This is a genomic window from Alishewanella sp. BS5-314 (genome assembly GCF_025377695.1).
GTDB lineage: Bacteria > Pseudomonadota > Gammaproteobacteria > Enterobacterales > Alteromonadaceae > Alishewanella > Alishewanella aestuarii.
Map to the genome: position 1 here is coordinate 1006732 of NZ_JACEHJ010000002.1, position 17796 is coordinate 1024527.

Below are 17796 nucleotides of genomic sequence, written 5' to 3' on the forward strand. Positions count from 1 at the left end.
TGGCCAACTGCCAGTATGACAAGACTGTGATAACACTTTCAATTTAAAACTGCGTAGTCCTTCGCAAAATAACTCCGATTCCGCCCGGCTTTCTTAGCTTGGTACAGCGCCTGATCTGCCAGAGTCAGCAATTCAGCAAGCTGCTCGGTATCGTGCTGTAATCCCACAACACCCGCGCTAAAATGCAATGGATAATCCGGCGCCAGCTTCAACCGTTCGGCAGCCGCGGCACTGCGCAACCGCTCCAGGATGGTATTCGCCTCGTCACGATCAACGCCCTGTAATACCAGCAAAAATTCCTCGCCTCCCCAACGGCCGAATATATCCCCCGGACGTAGAATTTTACTCGCCACATAAGCGAAACGTTTCAGCGCCTCATCGCCGGCATCATGACCATAACGATCGTTGCAGGTTTTAAAGCGATCCAAATCCAGTAGTGCAATAAAGAGCGGCTGTTGCCGGGCTTTCGCATGCACAAAGGCCTCCTGTGCCCGTGCCTCTGTGTAGCGGCGGTTTGCCAAGCCGGTTAAGGGATCAGTAAAGGCCATCCGCCGGTAAAAACGCCGGTGTCGCAGCAGCATCATCACGATAACGCTAAGCAGCAGCGTCACTATAACACCACTGACCACGAGCAAGCGGTGGCGGCGATCCTTTTCTGCTGCTTCCAGAGTTTTGCGCTCCAGACTTTGTGCCAGCTGTTCTACACGAAACCGCGCCTGTACCAGTCTGTTATTACGTGCCCAACTGTTATCGCCAAACTCCAACAGTTCGCTTAAGGCGACATTAAGATCTGACACCGCAGCTTCGTAATGACCCAAAGCGGCATAAGTTTGCCCTCTGATAAAGTAATACCTGTAGCCATGATAACCGACGTCCCATTCTGGCCAGTCCTTTGCTAACGATTCAAGTATCACCATGGCTTGCCCCGGCTCTTTATTCGCCAGCAGCGCCGCCGCATAATTCACGTTAGTGCTGTACTCGGTGATATGCCGAATACCCTTTAGTTTAGGCAAGCTGGCGCGGCAGCTTAGCAGAGCCTCTGCCACCCGTCCCTGCTGCTCCAGCACACCACAAAGCCCGGCTTCGGCATAGGCCACACCAAAAGGATTATCGGCCCGTTGTGCCGCTTCGGCAGAGCGGCGAAAGAGCTGTTCGGCGTTTTTCAGCGATTGGCTATCCCGTTGCTTCCACCAGGAAAACGCACTCATATATAACTCATTGGCAACCATATCGTGCATTTGCTGAGCCTCGAAGTAACGCAGCGCCTCTTCGCTCAGCGCCCGACCGTAGTCACCATCTGTTCTCAGGGCAATCTGCCCCAGCACTGATGCTGCTTCGGCACGCATCCAGGCCAGCGACTCATTATCAGCGCTCCGGTAAGCATTTGAAGCCAATTCAAAGGTTTCGCCATTAAGTGCTTCGATGTCGGCCATAACGGAGGCAAGACGAATTTTCAGACAAAGCGAGGTCGGTTGATTGACAGGCAATAAGGCAAGCTGCGGTAGCAGCCTATCGAGGGTTTCGTCAACTGAGGCGCGCAAGCCGCCACCGTAAAGATGAGCAATCTGTAGATGCAATAATGCCGGATGATCGGCCGGCAGTGCCTGCGCCGCCTCTAAAGCAAGTGGTAGCTCGGTTTTCTCCTGGCCAAGCATGCGTTTAGCTTGAGCGCGCGCAGCTTCCAACCAGGCGCGCCGCTCAATAGTCAGATCTGTATGACCCAATACTTGCTCAATCGCAGCTAAAGCCTGATAAGGTTGACGGCCGATGTCTTTGGCAAGCGCCTCAATCTGCGGATCGCCACTACCCAGGCAACTGGCGGACGCGGAGGCACTAAGAAACAACAAACCGCTGCAGAGTACAACTCCTTGCCAAACTAATCTCATCCCTTCTCCCCACGACCGCTCGGGCTGACTTGCTTAGTTCACTTTAACTAATAATAGTCATAAGCTTAGCTGAAAGCCCACCAAAGACTATTACTAATGAGGCTGTCACTGCAGCATCAGTTCTTATCAGATGAAGTAATTGGCTAAAGCCGGCTATTGCAAGCCATTGCTGTTAGCTTATTGCATTGAATGCAGGCCAATCAGGTTGCCCTCAGTGTCTCGCACCAGTGCGCAAAACCCATGCTCACCAATAGATTGCTTCTGTTGCACGATCTCACCGCCATATTTTGCGGCACGAGCTGCCTCTACGGCGCAATCCGCGCAGGAAAAATATACCAGGGTGCCGCCTGCTCCCGGGGAAAAGCCATCCATTTTCACCAACATACCACCAGAACCATACTGCGACATCCCGGCTTCTTTATCCATCGGGAAAAACCACATATCCATTTCTACCTCAGGGATCGGACTTAGCATCTTCTCCAGCGTCGTGGCAAAGACGGCTTCATAAAAGGCTTTTGCCCGGGTCATATCAGCGACATATATTTCAAAATGCACGACAGGGTTAGTTTGCATGGTAGGTTTCCTGGATTCCGTAATACTTATCTCAATATTAGCTGCCTTATCTGACTATGACAGTGACCTTTCCCCCAAATTTAAAACCATGACATCGATGAGATTTCCAATAAAATGGAGCCAATGGAGATCTCAAAATGAAAAAGCGTTACACCGAAGAGCAAATTATCAAAGCTATCAAGCAGCATGAAGCAGGGGCAAAGGTCGACGACATTTGCCGTGACATGGGCGTTTCTGTTGGCACGTTCTACAATTGGCGTAGCAAGTATGCCGGATTGGAAGTGAACGAAGCCAAGAGGCTGAAGGAGCTTGAAGCCGAGAACAACAAACTTAAAAAGATGCTGGCTGACAAGATGTTGGAAGTCGAAGCCATGAAGGATGTGCTGTCAAAAAAGTGGTGACGCCAGCGGCACGGAAACCGGTTGCTCAGCATCTGATTGACGCATTTCGTTTGAGTGAACGGGTTGCCTGTAAGCTGGCGGGGCTAAGCCGAACAGCATTTCGCTACAAACCTAAAACAAGTGCAGATAGTGGCCTCAGGAAGCGCTTAAAGGCACTGGCAACGCAATACCCACGCTATGGCTATCTGATGCTGCATGGCTTGCTACGCGGCGAGGGCTGGGTGAAGAATCGTAAACGCACATACCGGCTTTACACCGAAGAAGGCTTACAGGTTCGGACGAAGAAACGCAAAAAACTGACTCGGCCGCGACAGCCAATTGAAGTACCAACCGCCCCTAACCAGCGTTGGTCAATGGACTTTGTGTCAGACCAGCTTAGTAACGGCAGACGCTTTCGGGTGTTGAATGTGGTGGATGACTATTCGCGCGAAATGGTTGGTCAATTAGTTCAAGTGTCTATCAGCGGCAGACAGGTAGCCAGATAGATTCCTGAGCCTGCTGATTGAACAACGCGGTAAGCCTGGCAAGGTGGTCTGTGACAACGGAACTGAATTTACCAGCAAGGCTATGTTCTTCTGGAGCAAAGAAACAGGTATCACTTTAGGTTTTATTCAGCCGGGTAAGCCGACGCAGAATGCGTTTGTTGAGAGCCTAAACGGTAAATTCAGGAACGAATGCCTGAACCAACACTGGTTCAGAACACTGGACGAAGCCAGATATGAAATTGAGTTATGGCGTGAACATTACAACAATGTTCGACCGCATAGCTCATTGAATTACATGTCGCCTGTTGAATATGCAAAGCAGGCCGCATAAGCTGGAAAATCTCATCACGGGATTGGTATTAATTCCGGGGAAAGGTCACCCCTTTGGCGATACCAAGTGGAGGGCGCGTTATCGGGCGCTTCAAGCCATTCTTTATATTTTTCTCTGAAATCCATAATCCTTGATACTTTCTCTAGCGATTGCCTAACGCCGCCGTAAACGGCTGCCGAAGCAACGCGTAGGCAGTCCGGTGGAGGCCGCGCTTTTTGCGGCCGGAACGAATTTAACGGCCTTGTTATGGCTCAATGAACTTAGACTCCTCGAACCCACACCCCGAACATTTATATTCTCTCTCTTTTGCACCAAGGTCACCAAATGTGGGATGCCTTTTTGTAGAGATAATTTCAAAGGTCCGATTATTACACTTGGGACAAAGCTCGCCAGTAGCACTAGTTAAGGAATTGAGCTTTTCTTTCATGGCAGCATTTTCAGATATTAGATCAGCCATTTTCAGTTTTGCATCAGCAAGCTCTAGACTAAGGTCGGCCAGTAGGTTCTTGAACTCCGCATTTTCAATGTTTTTGCTTATTTCTCGTAGCCTTGTGGCTAAGGTTATAGCTGTAGACACTGAGCTTATGATATCTGCCATTGTTTATTCCTTGTAAAGCCATAACGCACAAATTTAGCGCGGAAAGCCGCGCAGCGGGTTGACGTCGCGGCCAGCGCTTTTTGCTGGCGATAAAATTTGATTGTTAGCACGGGAATTAAACACCTTAACCCGAATGGCATTAACTAGCGCAACGCACCAACAAATGACGAAATAGCCAGTAAATACCATAAAGATATCATCTGTTATTACCGCGCCTAAAAGGGATGCCATATACAAAAGAAAGCTGCTTACCATGGCAGAAAAGGCTAAACAATTAACAAGATGGCTTCTGTCTGTAGTTAGTGCAACAAAACCTAACCCCAGAGCAACAATAACAAACTGAATATAGTTGGCTGGTATAGTACTTTTGCTCAATAACTCGGCGATAAACACAACACCATAAAATATGAAATGTAAAAGTGCTGCATAATCAACCATTTTCTTGGTGGTCATCTTAACTCCCTGTAATAGTGCTAACGCATTGCTCACCGGAAAATGACGAGCGCCAGCGAGTTATTTTTCCGGTGCAGTAACTTGTTAGCAGCAGACATCACACTTTCGCGGCTTTGCCGCCATACAATGTTGACAGTTGAAACTGCACTCATAAATTAAAAAACTAACCAGCATGCAAGCTACGATACTGCGAAACGGCTGAAACTTTAAAAACCTTGTGCACGTGGAGCTGCATCTACTGACTGTCAGGTAGCTTCGGAACTAGCGCCAATATCAATGTCGCAATTGGCCCTAAAATTAATGAAACTAAAAACCAAACTAAACCGCTACGATTTTTGCCTTGGGCTAGTACTGCATTAATTAGCATCAACGTTCCCCATCCGACAAAATATTGCTTACCAACCTCAATGTATTCAGGACTCAAAAGAATCTCCTTTTCTCGTTTCTGCTAACGCGTTGCTAATGGGCTGCCGGAGCGCAGCGTAGGCAGTCCCGTGGAGGCCACGCCGTTTGTGGCCGGAACGAAATTTAGCAATTTGTTAGGCACTCGATTTTCCTGACTTCTCAGGACCATTACCAAGTAAAATGCTACGGTAGTTCTTACGTGCAACAATAATAGTAATTTGCCCGAATATGAACCCACCTATGCTGGCACCAATACATCCTCCTAGAAGCGTCATCCCTAATATCTGACCGAATTGGCTTCCTATAAAACCAAACACGACTACCGCGAAAAGTGCAACCCAAGTAGTCAAATGCCGAAAGCATTCGTGATAGGCCTTCTGCCATCGATGCATACGCTCATGCCTGGGCAGATCGCGAAGCTCAGGAATGCTTTTTAAAGTCCAATAGATCGTCATATCAAAATCCTAACGCAAAGCTTTGGGGCGGCTGGAGCGCAGCGTAAGCCGTCCCAGCCACGATAGTGGCGACAACAGCGCCTTGTTAGGCCACATGCCTGTATAAAACCAAGATGAATAAACCATATAAAAATGTAAATAGTCCTACCGAATTAATACTGACAATTGCGATAAGAGGCTTGATCCTTGCACGCGAAAGAAAAAACACAAGTATTACTGACAACAACGGAACACATAAGTAAATTACTATGCCGTTAGTCGTTAAAACACTAACTTGCTGAGACAAAGCTACCAAACATGCAATTGTTCCGATCGCCGTGCCAGAAAATCCCGTAATTTTATGACTTTGAATATTTGGCAAATGCACATTTCTCCATAGGGGCCTAACGCCCAAATTTAGCGCGGAAAGCCGCGCAGCGGGTTGACGTCGCAGCCAGCGCTTTTTGCTGGCGATAAAATTTGTTTGTTAGGGCAATTTAAATTTTGCATGCGCTGTAAGCCTCAGCATGGTTAACTGACTTTTGAGTCGTAAAATCTAATTGTATTGTTGTTAAAACTGGTTGGTTTTGATCATTGCTTTCGCTGGCAGTCCACCGCCATTTTCTTAACGCCTCATATGCCTTTTTATTAAAGGTTGAGCCAGGGAAGCTTTTAATTACCGTCAAATTTTGAGGCTTACCATTACCGTCAATTAACAGCGTAAACTCTACACAGCCTGATTTACTGTTGAACAAGCACTTAATATAAAGATTGCCGAAACTGCTAATAGATTTGATTTATTCACTTAACGTCCTTATTGCCCTAACGCCCGCCACAAACGCGAGCAACTTGTTGCGAGTCGAGCCGCAAAGCGGCATTTTGATGGCGTTTGTTAGCTTTGAATTTCATCATATGTAGCATTTGGAAAAAGCTCATGGCAATGCGCTATAACATTAGTAATAAAATTTCTCGAAATCCACATATCATAAGCATTACCGCCCTTATTAAAGAGGGTTAAACAACGGCCTGCTCTCTGCAATTTAACAATGTCATTTTTTTTAATCGATTTACCACCGAGCTTTGTCGCTCTGGAAAACAATGTTTGTCTAATGACGACTACTTCACCCAAGTCTTCAATTATTGCTGTTGGAGTATTAAATTTAGAGGAACGATGCAACCAGAAAACTAAGCCGGTTGAAATCAAAGCAAACATAAAGAGATAAAAATTGAACGATGTCACGAAAACTCCTTTTAAAAGCTAACGCCGCCAGCATGCGCGGCTTTGTAGTGAAGGCTCAGCCGCAACGGAAAAGACGTCGCCGTGCCTGGCCTTGTTATAAGCCATTTTACTTGCGTAGCCCAATTACTTTTACGCCACTCTCTTCATAAACAACAATATCGGAGGTTTTAACCGAAAACAAAATGGTAACCTCTTGCCCCAGAGGAACTTGATTTAAATACGGCTCTAACGACTCAATAGCTTTCCATTGTCCGTCTATAAAGCCTTGGGATTGACCAAGATTAAATTTATTCTTTTGTTCAATCTTTAGAAGAGGGTAAAACACCGCTGCGCTTATTAAAACACCGATAATCACACCGATAACCAGATCTTTCACTGAAGCCTCCATGGCTTATAACGCCGCCAGCATGCGCGGCTTTGTAGTGAAGGCGAAGCCGCAACGAAAAAGGCGTCGCCGTGCCTGCCCTTGTTAAATTTTCACCCTATAACGGTAGGCGGCAAATAGATAGTAAATTCGTTTATTGGCTCTATTAACACGCTATAAGGGGCACTTTGCTCTAGTTCTTTAACTATACCCAAATCAGACAAAAGCCTGAAATTAGCCGACTTTAGTTTGGCTGGTTTAACCTCTAGCTCTTTGTGCCACACCCGATATGTACCTAGCTTGTTGTCTCTTCGATAATAAAAGCCAGCAAGAGGGTGTGTAAGATAAACTAATGCTGACTCAACATCAGGGAATCCAGGAAAATCTAGTTCGTCAGATTCTGATTGTACCAATTCAACTGAAGCCTCAGCCCAACTGGATGATGTTTCCATCCGGTACTTTTCATACAATCCGGTTGATTCGTTCAGGGAGCAATCAAAGCTTATCCTTCCTGCATGCCATGGCAAATTCCACAGGTATCTGGGAACCATCAAAGTCCAAGAGTCAAGCGTTGTGCCAAGGAACCATACGCAACGTTCACCAGTTTCAGTATCGATTATATAAATACGATAGTTTGTTTGCCCCATTGTGAATTTCGGGAAGGGGAACACGGCTGAAGTGAAATCAACATCTATAAAAGGCACTACTGATATTAACCCCATATCTTGGCCGTCTATTTCTACAACATCGAGTCGAAATCGGTCTGGGAATATCCCTTTGAACCTATCCGCTGGAACAGCATAGGTTATGATAGCGAAATGCTTCAGACCACAGAGCACGTCTATACCCTTCGGCTTCGGCCTCTGTACCAGATAGTCTTCTAGCTTCCTCGACTCTTGCACGATGTTTCCTTGAAATTTAACGCAAAGCACATGGGTGACGACCGCAACGCGGTTGGCATCCCAGCGACCGGAGGGAGCGAATGATGCGCCTTGTTATGCATCCTTTACTCTCTTTAGTAGCGGACTTAAGCATATGTAAAATCCAATTGCACTGACAATTCCGAGGGGTAGCGTTGATAAAGCAATATTGTAAGTACTACCTTTTAACCACTCCCAATGATTCTCCAGCAACCACTCTACAAAAGGGACTCCAGCGAAGCCAGAAACGGCCATTATTAACAAACCAATTGTTACTGTTTTTAGGTGGGGGCTTTTGCGAGAAATTAAGACATATATTACATAAGCCGAAACCAATAGTGTCGGTATATTAGTAAACAAAATTTCCGGTATCATTCACTGGTCCCTCAGATTTAATATGGCATAACGCCCAAATTTAGCGCGGAAAGCCGCGCAGCGGGTTGACGTCGCAGCCAGCGCTTTTTGCTGGCGATAAAATTTGTTTGTTAGGGCAATTTAAATTTTGCATGCGCTGTAAGCCTCAGCATGGTTAACTGACTTTTGAGTCGTAAAATCTAATTGTATTGTTGTTAAAACTGGTTGGTTTTGATCATTGCTTTCGCTGGCAGTCCACCGCCATTTTCTTAACGCCTCATATGCCTTTTTATTAAAGGTTGAGCCAGGGAAGCTTTTAATTACCGTCAAATTTTGAGGCTTACCATTACCGTCAATTAACAGCGTAAACTCTACACAGCCTGATATACTATTTTTACCTGCTTCCGCAGGATATTGGGGTGCAACTTTTCGCTCAACAACCCAGTATTTTTCAACGGCCTCTTTGTTGCCAACTAAGTCTAGATATTCTCTTTCGACCGGCTGATTTACTGTTGAACAAGCACTTAATATAAAGATTGCCGAAACTGCTAATAGATTTGATTTATTCACTTAACGTCCTTATTGCCCTAACGCCCAAATTTAGCGCGGAAAGCCGCGCAGCGGGTTGACGTCGCAGCCAGCGCTTTTTGCTGGCGATAATATTTGATTGTTATGTTTGTTCATGTATCGCTAACACAAGAAACAATTAAACTGGCTATTGAAACGAATAGCGCAAAAGCCGCTAAACTACCTGGGTGCTTATTTAACCACTCCATGAATCTTTGCAGTGGAGTTCGAGATGCTTTTTGATAGCCCTCTTTAGTGAAGTAAAATTTTAAACCACTACCATCAAACCTCACTAAGCCATAAGCCTCAAGCTCTTTTGCATAATCAATAACTAAAGATTTCACACCTTCGCCGGAGGGCTCATAAAGCCAATCGGGCAAAGTGTTGATTGGATAAGTACAGTAAAAAGGACAATCATCGATATTTCTTACACCATATCCCATTCGCTCGACGTAACGTTGGTACAACCAATTTAGAAATTTCTGAGTATTGTAATTTTTCTGCTTCATCGGAATCCTGCGAAAACATAACGCTTTAGAGTTTTATCCGGCACGCTTTTCAGTGACGGATAAACTCCTGTTGAACGGCCCGGTTCACTTAATTTTTGGTATAACTGATGCTAATGGAATTTGTTTATTTAGGGAACAATTAATTTACAGGCTGCTGCTGAAGATGTGGTTGGTTTTGATACTTTTTTCTACCCTTCATTTGATTACTCACCTGCACTTTTTGCAGGTTTTCCAATAGTCAGTCAATACCCGGCCCCAGGCCACAGTGGTCTGTATTTTTCGCTCTACATTCTGAACTGTCAGCCGTCAGGTTTCACAGCAGGTCGTTCGACGAATACCGATGCCAGATGCAGCAACCCAACCTGACAATGCGGGCAATACCAACAGGGTGGTTCTTTTTCCGTAACGGTTGCTTCAGCTTTAGATTTACGCGGCGTTTCCTGCTGCCTGATGATTGTCAGCTTTCGCTTGCGGCAGCGATTCGCCAGCACACCATAGTGCCGGATGCGCATAAAGCCTTTAGGTAGCACATGGCTCAGGTAACGGCGGATAAACTCACAACCGCTCAGCGTCATCACTTTGCGCTTATTGCCATCCTGATAGTCACGATAATTAAAACTCACGCCCTCTGTGCCAATTCGCCGCAAGCGGCTTTCATGCAACACGCCTTTTCGCGTGTAACGACCAAGATAGCGCAGTACGGTCTCGGGTTTACACAAACACGCTTTGCTGAATACCGTCCAGGGTTTTGTTAGCACGGTATCCTTGTCTGGGATACACAACTGCGCATCACGCAGCTGCTGTAACATCTTTGCCCTGAACACCGTCGATAGCGCCTTTACCGGGAACAAATAGCCTTTATCTATCACCTGCCAGTGCGCAGTTTTACTTAACATGCCGCCAGGGATTAAACAGTGCAGGTGGATATGCTGGGTTAGCGTTTGTCCCCAGGTATGCAAGACGGCCGTCATACCCAACTCGCCGGCTGTTTTTCGATGCTGCTGGGCGAACTTACTTAGCGTTTGCCACACCGCATTAAACAAGCTTTTATACAGCTGCTCCGGCGCATACTGGCTAATCACATTCAGCTCATGCGGCAGCGTAAACACCAGATGGAAGTGTTTAACCTGTAATAGATTGGCAGCCTGCGCTTCTATCCACTCTCGGGTTCGCTGCCCCTGGCAGCGTGGGCAATGTCTGTCACGACAGGAGCAGTACACCACTTGTTGCTGATGACAGTTATCACACTGCCATACCTGTTGTCCTAAGGCCGCGGTACGGCATGCCAGAATGTGTTTACAAGCCGCTTGCTGTTGCCAGTTCAGCGCATGATGTTGCTGATAGTCCGGTAAGAACTGCGTCAGAACATCACTTACATGCAGGCTCATGATACAACCCAGCCCGCCAATAAATCTCTGGCACCACTGCCCATCTCAGGTAGCCAGTGTAAATAGCGTTGAGTGGTCTTAATGTCTGTATGGCCTAGCTGATTTTGCAGTTCATACAATGGCATCCCCGCAATCAACTGATGTGTCGCGTAAGCATGCCGTAAGCTGTGGATGCTGCATCCACTCGGTACACCTGCTGCCCGAACCGCCTCTTTAAATGCCTTGGTGATTGCGCTACCAGATATAGGCTTATCCATGCCTCGACCAGAATAAAATAGATAGTCTCTTGGCCGATATAACTGCCAGTACTCACGAAGTAAGTTAAGTACTGCCGGAGCCAGCACGACATAACGATCTTTACTGCCTTTACCGGCCACCACTTTAAGTGTGCTTCTCTGGCCATCAATGTAAGCGGCTTTAGTGTGGATAAGCTCCATCAGCCTCAAACCCGTACCATAGTAAGTCATTAACATAAAACGATGCTTTCTGTCGGGACAAAGCGAAATAACCAGCTGCACCTCGGTCGGCTTTAATATCACCGGCGCTTTAACCGGTCGCCTTGATAAGGGCTTGGTGATCGTAATCTCTTTGTGTAATACCGTTTTAAAAAAGAAACAAATTCCATTGAGTTGAATATGGATAGTACTGCGTGCCAACTGCTTCTCTAATGTCAGATACCTGAAATACAAATCCAGCTGCTCTTCGGTAATGGTATCTGGACGCTGGTGGTAGTGACGACTTAACTGCTCAACAGCATACAGGTACGTTTCTTCAGTTCTTTTGGCAAGACCGCGCAACCGACATTCGTCGATCATCGCCTGACGTAACGGGGTCATGGTGATTCTCCGGTTGAATTGGGAACATTCCCGGAGTAAGTGTGGCTCAACGATAGGTCTTTGCTAGGGCTCCGCGTAGCGGCTTAGTTCAACGCTTATTCGACGGAACTTTCCGTATTTAAACACGGACTTTTCCGTAATTGTAAATTTCCCTGTAGCTACATTAACCATAAATTTTCGCAGAGACAATATCTTATTGAGATTAACCTTTAACAGCAGGCGACAAATATGGAAACATCCGCCTAACAAGATTGACTTGACATTTCCCATACAACTGTATACTTAAACAGTGGTCAAAGAGAGGTGCTATATGGCAACACAATCCCCTTTTTTAGACTTTGTGGCAGAGGAAATGTATAAGCGGCGCTATGCTAAGCGCACGGTTGAAACCTATTTACATTGGATCCGTTTTTATATTTTATTTCATAAAAAGCAGCATCCTAAGGACTTAGCGGAGCAACACGTAGAGCAGTTTTTAACCTACCTTGCGGTAAATCGGCATGTTGCCGTGCAAACGCAGGCACTGGCGCTAAATGCACTCAGTTTCTTGTACAAAGAGATTTTACAGCGACCTTTGTCACTCAACCTTAATTTTAATCAATCCAGTAAGCCCAGAAAGCTGCCGGTTGTATTAACCAAAGACGAAATTAAACGCCTATTTAGAGAAATTGATCCTGGCTATTTGCTGCTGGCGCAATTGCTATATGGCAGTGGCTTACGGTTAATGGAGGCGGTGCGGTTACGGGTTGCGGCCATTGATTTTGATTACCTATCTATCATGGTATGGCATGGTAAAGGCGGTAAACACCGGCGGGTCACCTTAGCGCCAGAGCTGGTGCCGGCATTAAAACGCCAAATTTCCTTGGTCGAGGCTTATTATCAGCAAGATCTGGAAACTCAAGATTATGCCGGAGTTTGGTTACCTTTTGCCTTAGCCCGCAAATATCCTGGTGCGCCAAAAGAGCTTGGCTGGCAGTATTTATTTCCATCTAACAAACTGAGTATTGATCCCGATTCTAAATTGCTGCGTCGCCATCATATTGATGAGTCGGGTTTGCAAAAGGCGGTGAAAAGTGCCTCCCGTAAAGCTGGGATCGACAAGCATGTCACCTGCCACACCTTACGTCACTCGTTCGCCACGCACCTTTTACAAGCCGGTATGGATATCCGTACTGTGCAAGAGCAGCTAGGTCATACCGATGTTAAAACCACGCAGATTTATACCCATGTGTTAAAGCAAGGAGGCAATGCCGTGCAAAGCCCGCTATCACAACTCCTCTAAGCTAACTAAAAGCTTGAAACGGATTCGATAAGTAAGATGTGTTAGCCAACCATCGTAATTCAGCAACGCAAACAACATGTCCTTTAAGTTGTACAGATTGGAGTTTGGCACTATACTTGTCCAACAACTGGTACAGGTGGAGCAATGTTATGCGAATAGTGTCATTTACCGAGGCGCGCAATAATTTAAAATCGGTATTAGATTCCGTAGTGAATGACGCCGATACGGCAGTTATTACCCGCCGCGATGCCGAAGATGCGGTGGTGATGTCGCTGGATTATTACAATAGCCTAATGGAAACCGTGCATTTATTACGCTCGCCTGCCAATGCCGAACATTTGCAACGCTCAATTGCGCAGTTTAAAGCCGCTAAAGTAACCCAGCGGGATTTACTGGATGAGTAGTCGTTTACTGGTATGGACCGACGAAGCCTGGCAAGACTATCTGTACTGGCAAACCCAGGATAAAAAGACCTTAAAACGCATAAACCTGCTAATCAACGATACCAAACGCTCACCTTTCGCTGGTATCGGTAAGCCGGAGCCGTTAAAAGAAAACTTGTCTGGCTTTTGGTCTCGCCGTATCGATGACACTAACCGCTTAGTTTACGCGGTGGCTGATCAGGCATTAACCATTATTTCCTGCCGCTATCATTACTAGTTTCCCGCTTGCTTACCGTTTGGCAAAAAAAACAGAGCGCTGATAGCGCTCTGTTAAATCATTGACCGTAATATACCCAATGGATTTCAAGATGCACGTAGGCGGCAAGACCGTTCATCCCCATGAGCTTAGCTTTTCTAAGTGATTGGGCCGGGCTGGCGTACCAGTGGACGGACGCAGCCAACACCCGTGCATCTTGAAAGACGAAGGGTAAAAGCAGCTTTTAGAAACAATCGCCAGGCACTCTTACCCAGCCTTCCATCAGTACCCGCGCGCTGCGGCTCATAATGGCCTTGGTCACCGTCCATTGACCGTCCACTTCAGCGGCGGCGGCGCCAACCCGTAAGGTACCAGACGGATGGCCAAAGCGTACTGCTTCTCTGGCGCCACCACCGGCGGCTAAATTTACCAGGGTACCGGGTATTGCAGCGGCCGTGCCAATGGCCACCGCTGCCGTGCCCATCATCGCATGGTGTAATTTACCCATTGATAAGGCCCGTACCAGCAAATCAATTTCGCTGGCAGCAACGGTTTTACCGCTGGACGCCACATAACTTTGTGGCGGCGCGACAAAAGCAATTTTTGGCGTGTGGGCGCGGGCGGCCGCTTCGCTGATATCCTGTATCAAACCCATTTTTACTGCACCATAGGCGCGGATAGTTTCAAAGCGCGCTAACGCCGCCGCATCGCTATTTATCGCGTCCTGCAGTTCAGTGCCGGTATAGCCAATATCCGCGGCATTAACAAAGATGGTCGGGATGCCGGCGTTAATTAGCGTGGCTTTAAAGGTACCAATACCTGGCACTTCTAAGTCATCGACTAAATTGCCGGTTGGGAACATGGCACCACCACCCTCGCCTTCATCGGCGGCCGGATCCAGAAACTCAATTTGCACTTCAGCGGCCGGGAAAGTCACGCCGTCGAGCTCAAAGTCACCGGTTTCCTGCACCTCACCCTTTGTCATCGGTACATGGGCAATAATGGTTTTGCCAATATTGGCCTGCCAAATCCGCACTGTGCACAGGCCATTTTGCGGGATCCGCGCGGCATCGACCAAACCATTACTAATCGCAAAAGCGCCTACCGCCGCAGTTAAGTTACCGCAGTTGCCACTCCAATCAATAAAGGGTTTATCGATAGCGACCTGACCAAATAAGTAATCAACATCATGCTCTGGCTTGCTGCTTTTACTTAAGATCACCGTTTTACTGGTGCTCGAGGTCGCGCCGCCCATGCCATCGGTATGTTTACCATAAGGATCCGGGCTGCCAATTACCCGCAGCAGCAGGTTATCCCGCGCCTTACCCGGCTGCTGGGCGGCAGCGGGTAAGTCGGTCAGCTTAAAGAACACGCCTTTCGACGTGCCTCCTCTCATATAAGTCGCAGGGACTTTAATTTGTGGTGCAGTCATTACACCGCTCCTTGCAAAAAGTCCTGCGCAAAGCGCTGCAGCACACCACCGGCCTCATAAATCAACACTTCTTCAGCGGTATCTAAACGGCAGGTTACCGGCACTTCCACCACTTCACCGTTAGCGCGGTTAATTACCAGCGTTAAATCAGTACGCGGCGTGCGGGCGCCTTTCACATCATAGGTTTCAGTACCATCTAACTGCAGAGTTTTACGGTTAGTGCCCGGCTTAAACTCCAGCGGTAATACGCCCATACCAATTAAGTTAGTACGGTGGATCCGCTCAAAACCCTCGGCCGCAATGGCTTCGACACCCGCTAAGCGCACGCCTTTGGCGGCCCAGTCGCGTGATGAGCCCTGGCCATAATCGGCACCGGCAATAATAATCAGCGGCTGTTTGCGATCCATATAGGTTTCAATCGCTTCCCACATCCGCATAACCTTGCCCTCCGGCTCAACCCGTGCCAGCGAACCCTGCTTTACTTTGCCGTTTTCCAGCACCATTTCGTTAAACAGTTTGGGGTTAGCAAAGGTGGCGCGCTGTGCAGTCAGGTGGTCGCCGCGGTGCGTGGCATAAGAGTTAAAGTCTTCTTCCGGCAAGCCCATTTTGGCCAGATACTCACCGGCAGCACTGTCCAGCAGAATGGCATTCGACGGTGATAAGTGGTCAGTGGTAATATTATCCGGCAAAATCGCCAGTGGCCGCATGCCGCTTAAGCTGCGCTCGCCTGCCAGTGCGCCTTCCCAATACGGTGGGCGGCGAATATAGGTACTTTGTGGCCGCCAGTTATACAGCGGGCTGATTTGCTCACCATAATCCACACTTAACGCAAACATCGGCTCGTACACTTTACGGAACTGCTCTGGTTTTACGCTTTGTGCCACTACCGCATCAATTTCGGCATCGCTTGGCCAGATATCTTTTAAGGTAATGGCTTTACCATTATGGTAGCCCAGTACATCTTTTTCGATATCAAAGCGGATAGTACCGGCAATGGCATAGGCGACAACCAGCGCAGGTGATGCTAAAAACGCTTGTTTGGCATAAGGGTGAATACGGCCATCAAAGTTACGGTTACCCGATAACACTGCTGTGGCGTACAGATCACGGTCAATAATTTCCTGCTGAATCACCGGATCCAGTGCGCCGCTCATACCATTACAGGTAGTACAGGCAAAGGCGACAATACCAAAGCCCAGTTGCTCCAGCTCGGGCAGTAAACCGCCTTCTTCCAAATACAGCTGCACCGCTTTGGAGCCAGGCGCCAGCGAGGTTTTCACCCACGGCTTGCGGCTTAACCCCAGCTTATTGGCATTACGCGCCAGCAAACCTGCGGCAATCACATTGCGCGGGTTAGAGGTATTGGTACAGCTGGTAATGGCCGCGATAATCACCGCGCCATCCGGCATCTTGCCCTCTTCAATTTCATACTTACCGGCAATGCCTTTAGCGGCTAAATCGCTGGTGGATAAGCGAGCATGCGGGTTAGATGGGCCAGCCATAGTGCGGCCAACACTGGATAAATCAAAGCGCAGTACCCGCTCATACTCCGCCGTTTTTAAACTCTCGCTCCACAGGCCAGCGGCTTTGGCGTAAGTTTCTACCAATTTCACCTGTGCGCTCTCACGGCCAGTCAGGGTTAAATAATCCAGCGTTTGCTGATCGATAGAGAACATCGCTGCAGTAGCGCCGTATTCTGGTGTCATATTGGATATTGTAGCCCGGTCACCTAAACTCAGGCTGTCGGCACCCTCGCCAAAGAATTCCAGATAGCTGGATACCACTTTTTCTTTACGCAAAAACTCGGTCAGCGCCAGTACAATATCGGTTGCCATAATACCTGGTTGCGCTTTGCCGGTTAGCTCTACGCCGATAATATCCGGCAGGCGCATCCAGCTGGCGCGGCCCAGCATCACGCTTTCGGCCTCTAAGCCACCGACACCAATAGCGATAACACCTAATGCATCCACATGCGGCGTATGGCTGTCGGTCCCCACTAAGGTATCCGGAAAGGCCACGCCATCTTTGGCATGGATCACCGGCGACATCCGCTCTAAGTTAATCTGGTGCATAATGCCGTTACCCGGCGGGATCACATCCACATTCTTAAAGGCCTTTTTGGTCCAGTTAATAAAGTGGAAACGATCGTCGTTACGTCTGTCTTCAATGGCGCGGTTTTTTTCAAAGGCGTCTTTTTCAAAACCGGCATGCTCAACCGCTAAGGAGTGGTCAACAATCAGCTGCGTTGGCACCACCGGGTTCACTTTGGCCGGATCACCACCCTTTTCCGCGATGGCATCACGCAGGCCGGCTAAATCAACCAGCGCGGTTTGGCCTAAAATATCGTGGCAGACCACACGGGCCGGAAACCACGGAAAATCGATATCGCGCTTGCGGTAAATCAGCTGTTTTAACGCATCTGGCAATAGCGCCGGATCGCAGCGGCGTACCAGGTTTTCGGCATGCACGCGCGAGGTGTATGGGAGTTTGGCATAAGCACCCGGCTCAATGGCGTCTACCGCTTCGCGGGCGTCAAAGTAGTCAAGCTGGGTACCTGGTAAATTTTTGCGGTATTGGCTATTCATGGTCGGTCTCTGTCTGCATAGCACTTTGGATTCAGAGTCAGGCATGCACCGTAAAACCGGATTGCTCACGCCAAGCCGCCGTGAATACATCCCTGTAGGCTTCATTGTGAATGT

At 47.9% G+C, this 17796-nt stretch carries 19 protein-coding genes and 1 pseudogene; 4 read left to right on the forward strand and 16 right to left on the reverse strand.

The genetic code is table 11. From position 1 onward, the window contains the following. Positions 1–38 precede the first annotated feature (38 nt). Positions 39–1886: a sensor domain-containing diguanylate cyclase gene (locus H1D31_RS09100; RefSeq protein ID WP_261257922.1), complete on the reverse strand. Its 1848-nt coding sequence runs from the start codon at positions 1884–1886 to the stop codon at positions 39–41. Between the two features lie 177 nt (positions 1887–2063). Next, on the reverse strand, positions 2064–2459 hold the full coding sequence (locus tag H1D31_RS09105) for a VOC family protein (RefSeq protein ID WP_261257924.1): 396 nt from the start codon (positions 2457–2459) through the stop codon (positions 2064–2066). Positions 2460–2596: 137 nt separating this feature from the next. Between H1D31_RS09105 and H1D31_RS09110 the strand changes: the two are divergent. Continuing rightward, positions 2597–3676: pseudogene (locus H1D31_RS09110) on the forward strand (IS3 family transposase). A 244-nt stretch (positions 3677–3920) separates the two neighbouring features. Here the strand turns inward: H1D31_RS09110 and H1D31_RS09115 are convergent. The 12 genes from H1D31_RS09115 to H1D31_RS09165 form a co-directional block, all read right to left on the reverse strand. Next, the gene (locus H1D31_RS09115) at positions 3921–4274 is read right to left on the reverse strand and encodes a hypothetical protein (RefSeq protein ID WP_261257926.1); all 354 of its coding nucleotides are present in this window, start codon (positions 4272–4274) and stop codon (positions 3921–3923) included. 33 nt (positions 4275–4307) lie between these two features. After that, on the reverse strand, positions 4308–4727 hold the full coding sequence (locus tag H1D31_RS09120; RefSeq protein ID WP_261257928.1) for a hypothetical protein: 420 nt from the start codon (positions 4725–4727) through the stop codon (positions 4308–4310). A gap of 235 nt (positions 4728–4962) precedes the next feature. Beyond that, a complete protein-coding gene (locus H1D31_RS09125; protein WP_261257931.1) occupies positions 4963–5151 on the reverse strand; it encodes an antitermination protein NusB in 189 nt (62 codons plus the stop codon). Between the two features lie 115 nt (positions 5152–5266). Beyond that, complete coding sequence (locus tag H1D31_RS09130; protein ID WP_261257932.1) at positions 5267–5587, reverse strand: hypothetical protein; 321 nt, start codon at positions 5585–5587, stop codon at positions 5267–5269. Between the two features lie 476 nt (positions 5588–6063). Then, on the reverse strand, positions 6064–6321 hold the full coding sequence (locus H1D31_RS17350; RefSeq protein ID WP_409976776.1) for a TonB family protein: 258 nt from the start codon (positions 6319–6321) through the stop codon (positions 6064–6066). Between the two features lie 137 nt (positions 6322–6458). Beyond that, positions 6459–6806 (reverse strand): hypothetical protein, encoded by a 348-nt coding sequence (locus tag H1D31_RS09135; RefSeq protein ID WP_261257934.1) that lies wholly within the window; start codon positions 6804–6806, stop codon positions 6459–6461. Positions 6807–6912: 106 nt separating this feature from the next. Then, positions 6913–7182 (reverse strand): hypothetical protein, encoded by a 270-nt coding sequence (locus tag H1D31_RS09140; protein WP_261257936.1) that lies wholly within the window; start codon positions 7180–7182, stop codon positions 6913–6915. Between the two features lie 101 nt (positions 7183–7283). Further along, positions 7284–8072: a DUF2071 domain-containing protein gene (locus tag H1D31_RS09145; protein WP_261257937.1), complete on the reverse strand. Its 789-nt coding sequence runs from the start codon at positions 8070–8072 to the stop codon at positions 7284–7286. Between the two features lie 513 nt (positions 8073–8585). Then, a complete protein-coding gene (locus H1D31_RS09150; protein WP_261257940.1) occupies positions 8586–9014 on the reverse strand; it encodes an energy transducer TonB in 429 nt (142 codons plus the stop codon). A gap of 110 nt (positions 9015–9124) precedes the next feature. Next, the gene (locus tag H1D31_RS09155) at positions 9125–9520 is read right to left on the reverse strand and encodes a hypothetical protein (protein WP_261257942.1); all 396 of its coding nucleotides are present in this window, start codon (positions 9518–9520) and stop codon (positions 9125–9127) included. 299 nt (positions 9521–9819) lie between these two features. After that, a complete protein-coding gene (locus H1D31_RS09160) occupies positions 9820–10908 on the reverse strand; it encodes an IS91 family transposase (protein ID WP_261257945.1) in 1089 nt (362 codons plus the stop codon). Continuing rightward, entirely contained in the window at positions 10905–11744 is an 840-nt protein-coding gene (locus H1D31_RS09165) for a tyrosine-type recombinase/integrase (RefSeq protein WP_261257948.1), read from the reverse strand. Before H1D31_RS09165 ends, H1D31_RS09160 begins: the two co-directional genes overlap by 4 nt. 310 nt (positions 11745–12054) lie before the next feature. On the opposite strand from H1D31_RS09165, the gene H1D31_RS09170 reads away from it, so the two are divergent. The 3 genes from H1D31_RS09170 to H1D31_RS09180 all read left to right on the forward strand — a co-directional run bounded on the left by H1D31_RS09170 (position 12055) and on the right by H1D31_RS09180 (position 13686). Continuing rightward, complete coding sequence (locus H1D31_RS09170) at positions 12055–13026, forward strand: integron integrase (protein ID WP_261257951.1); 972 nt, start codon at positions 12055–12057, stop codon at positions 13024–13026. A 149-nt stretch (positions 13027–13175) separates the two neighbouring features. Further along, complete coding sequence (locus H1D31_RS09175; protein ID WP_008951909.1) at positions 13176–13430, forward strand: type II toxin-antitoxin system Phd/YefM family antitoxin; 255 nt, start codon at positions 13176–13178, stop codon at positions 13428–13430. Beyond that, positions 13423–13686, forward strand: a complete 264-nt coding sequence (locus H1D31_RS09180) for a Txe/YoeB family addiction module toxin (RefSeq protein WP_261257955.1) — start codon at positions 13423–13425, stop codon at positions 13684–13686. The genes H1D31_RS09175 and H1D31_RS09180 overlap by 8 nt, the downstream gene beginning before the upstream one ends. Before the next feature lie 223 nt (positions 13687–13909). Here H1D31_RS09180 and prpF read toward each other — a convergent pair whose 3' ends face one another. Beyond that, positions 13910–15097: a 2-methylaconitate cis-trans isomerase PrpF gene (prpF, locus tag H1D31_RS09185; protein WP_261257957.1), complete on the reverse strand. Its 1188-nt coding sequence runs from the start codon at positions 15095–15097 to the stop codon at positions 13910–13912. Continuing rightward, positions 15097–17682: a Fe/S-dependent 2-methylisocitrate dehydratase AcnD gene (acnD, locus tag H1D31_RS09190; RefSeq protein ID WP_261257959.1), complete on the reverse strand. Its 2586-nt coding sequence runs from the start codon at positions 17680–17682 to the stop codon at positions 15097–15099. The genes prpF and acnD overlap by 1 nt, the downstream gene beginning before the upstream one ends. Positions 17683–17796 lie beyond the last annotated feature (114 nt).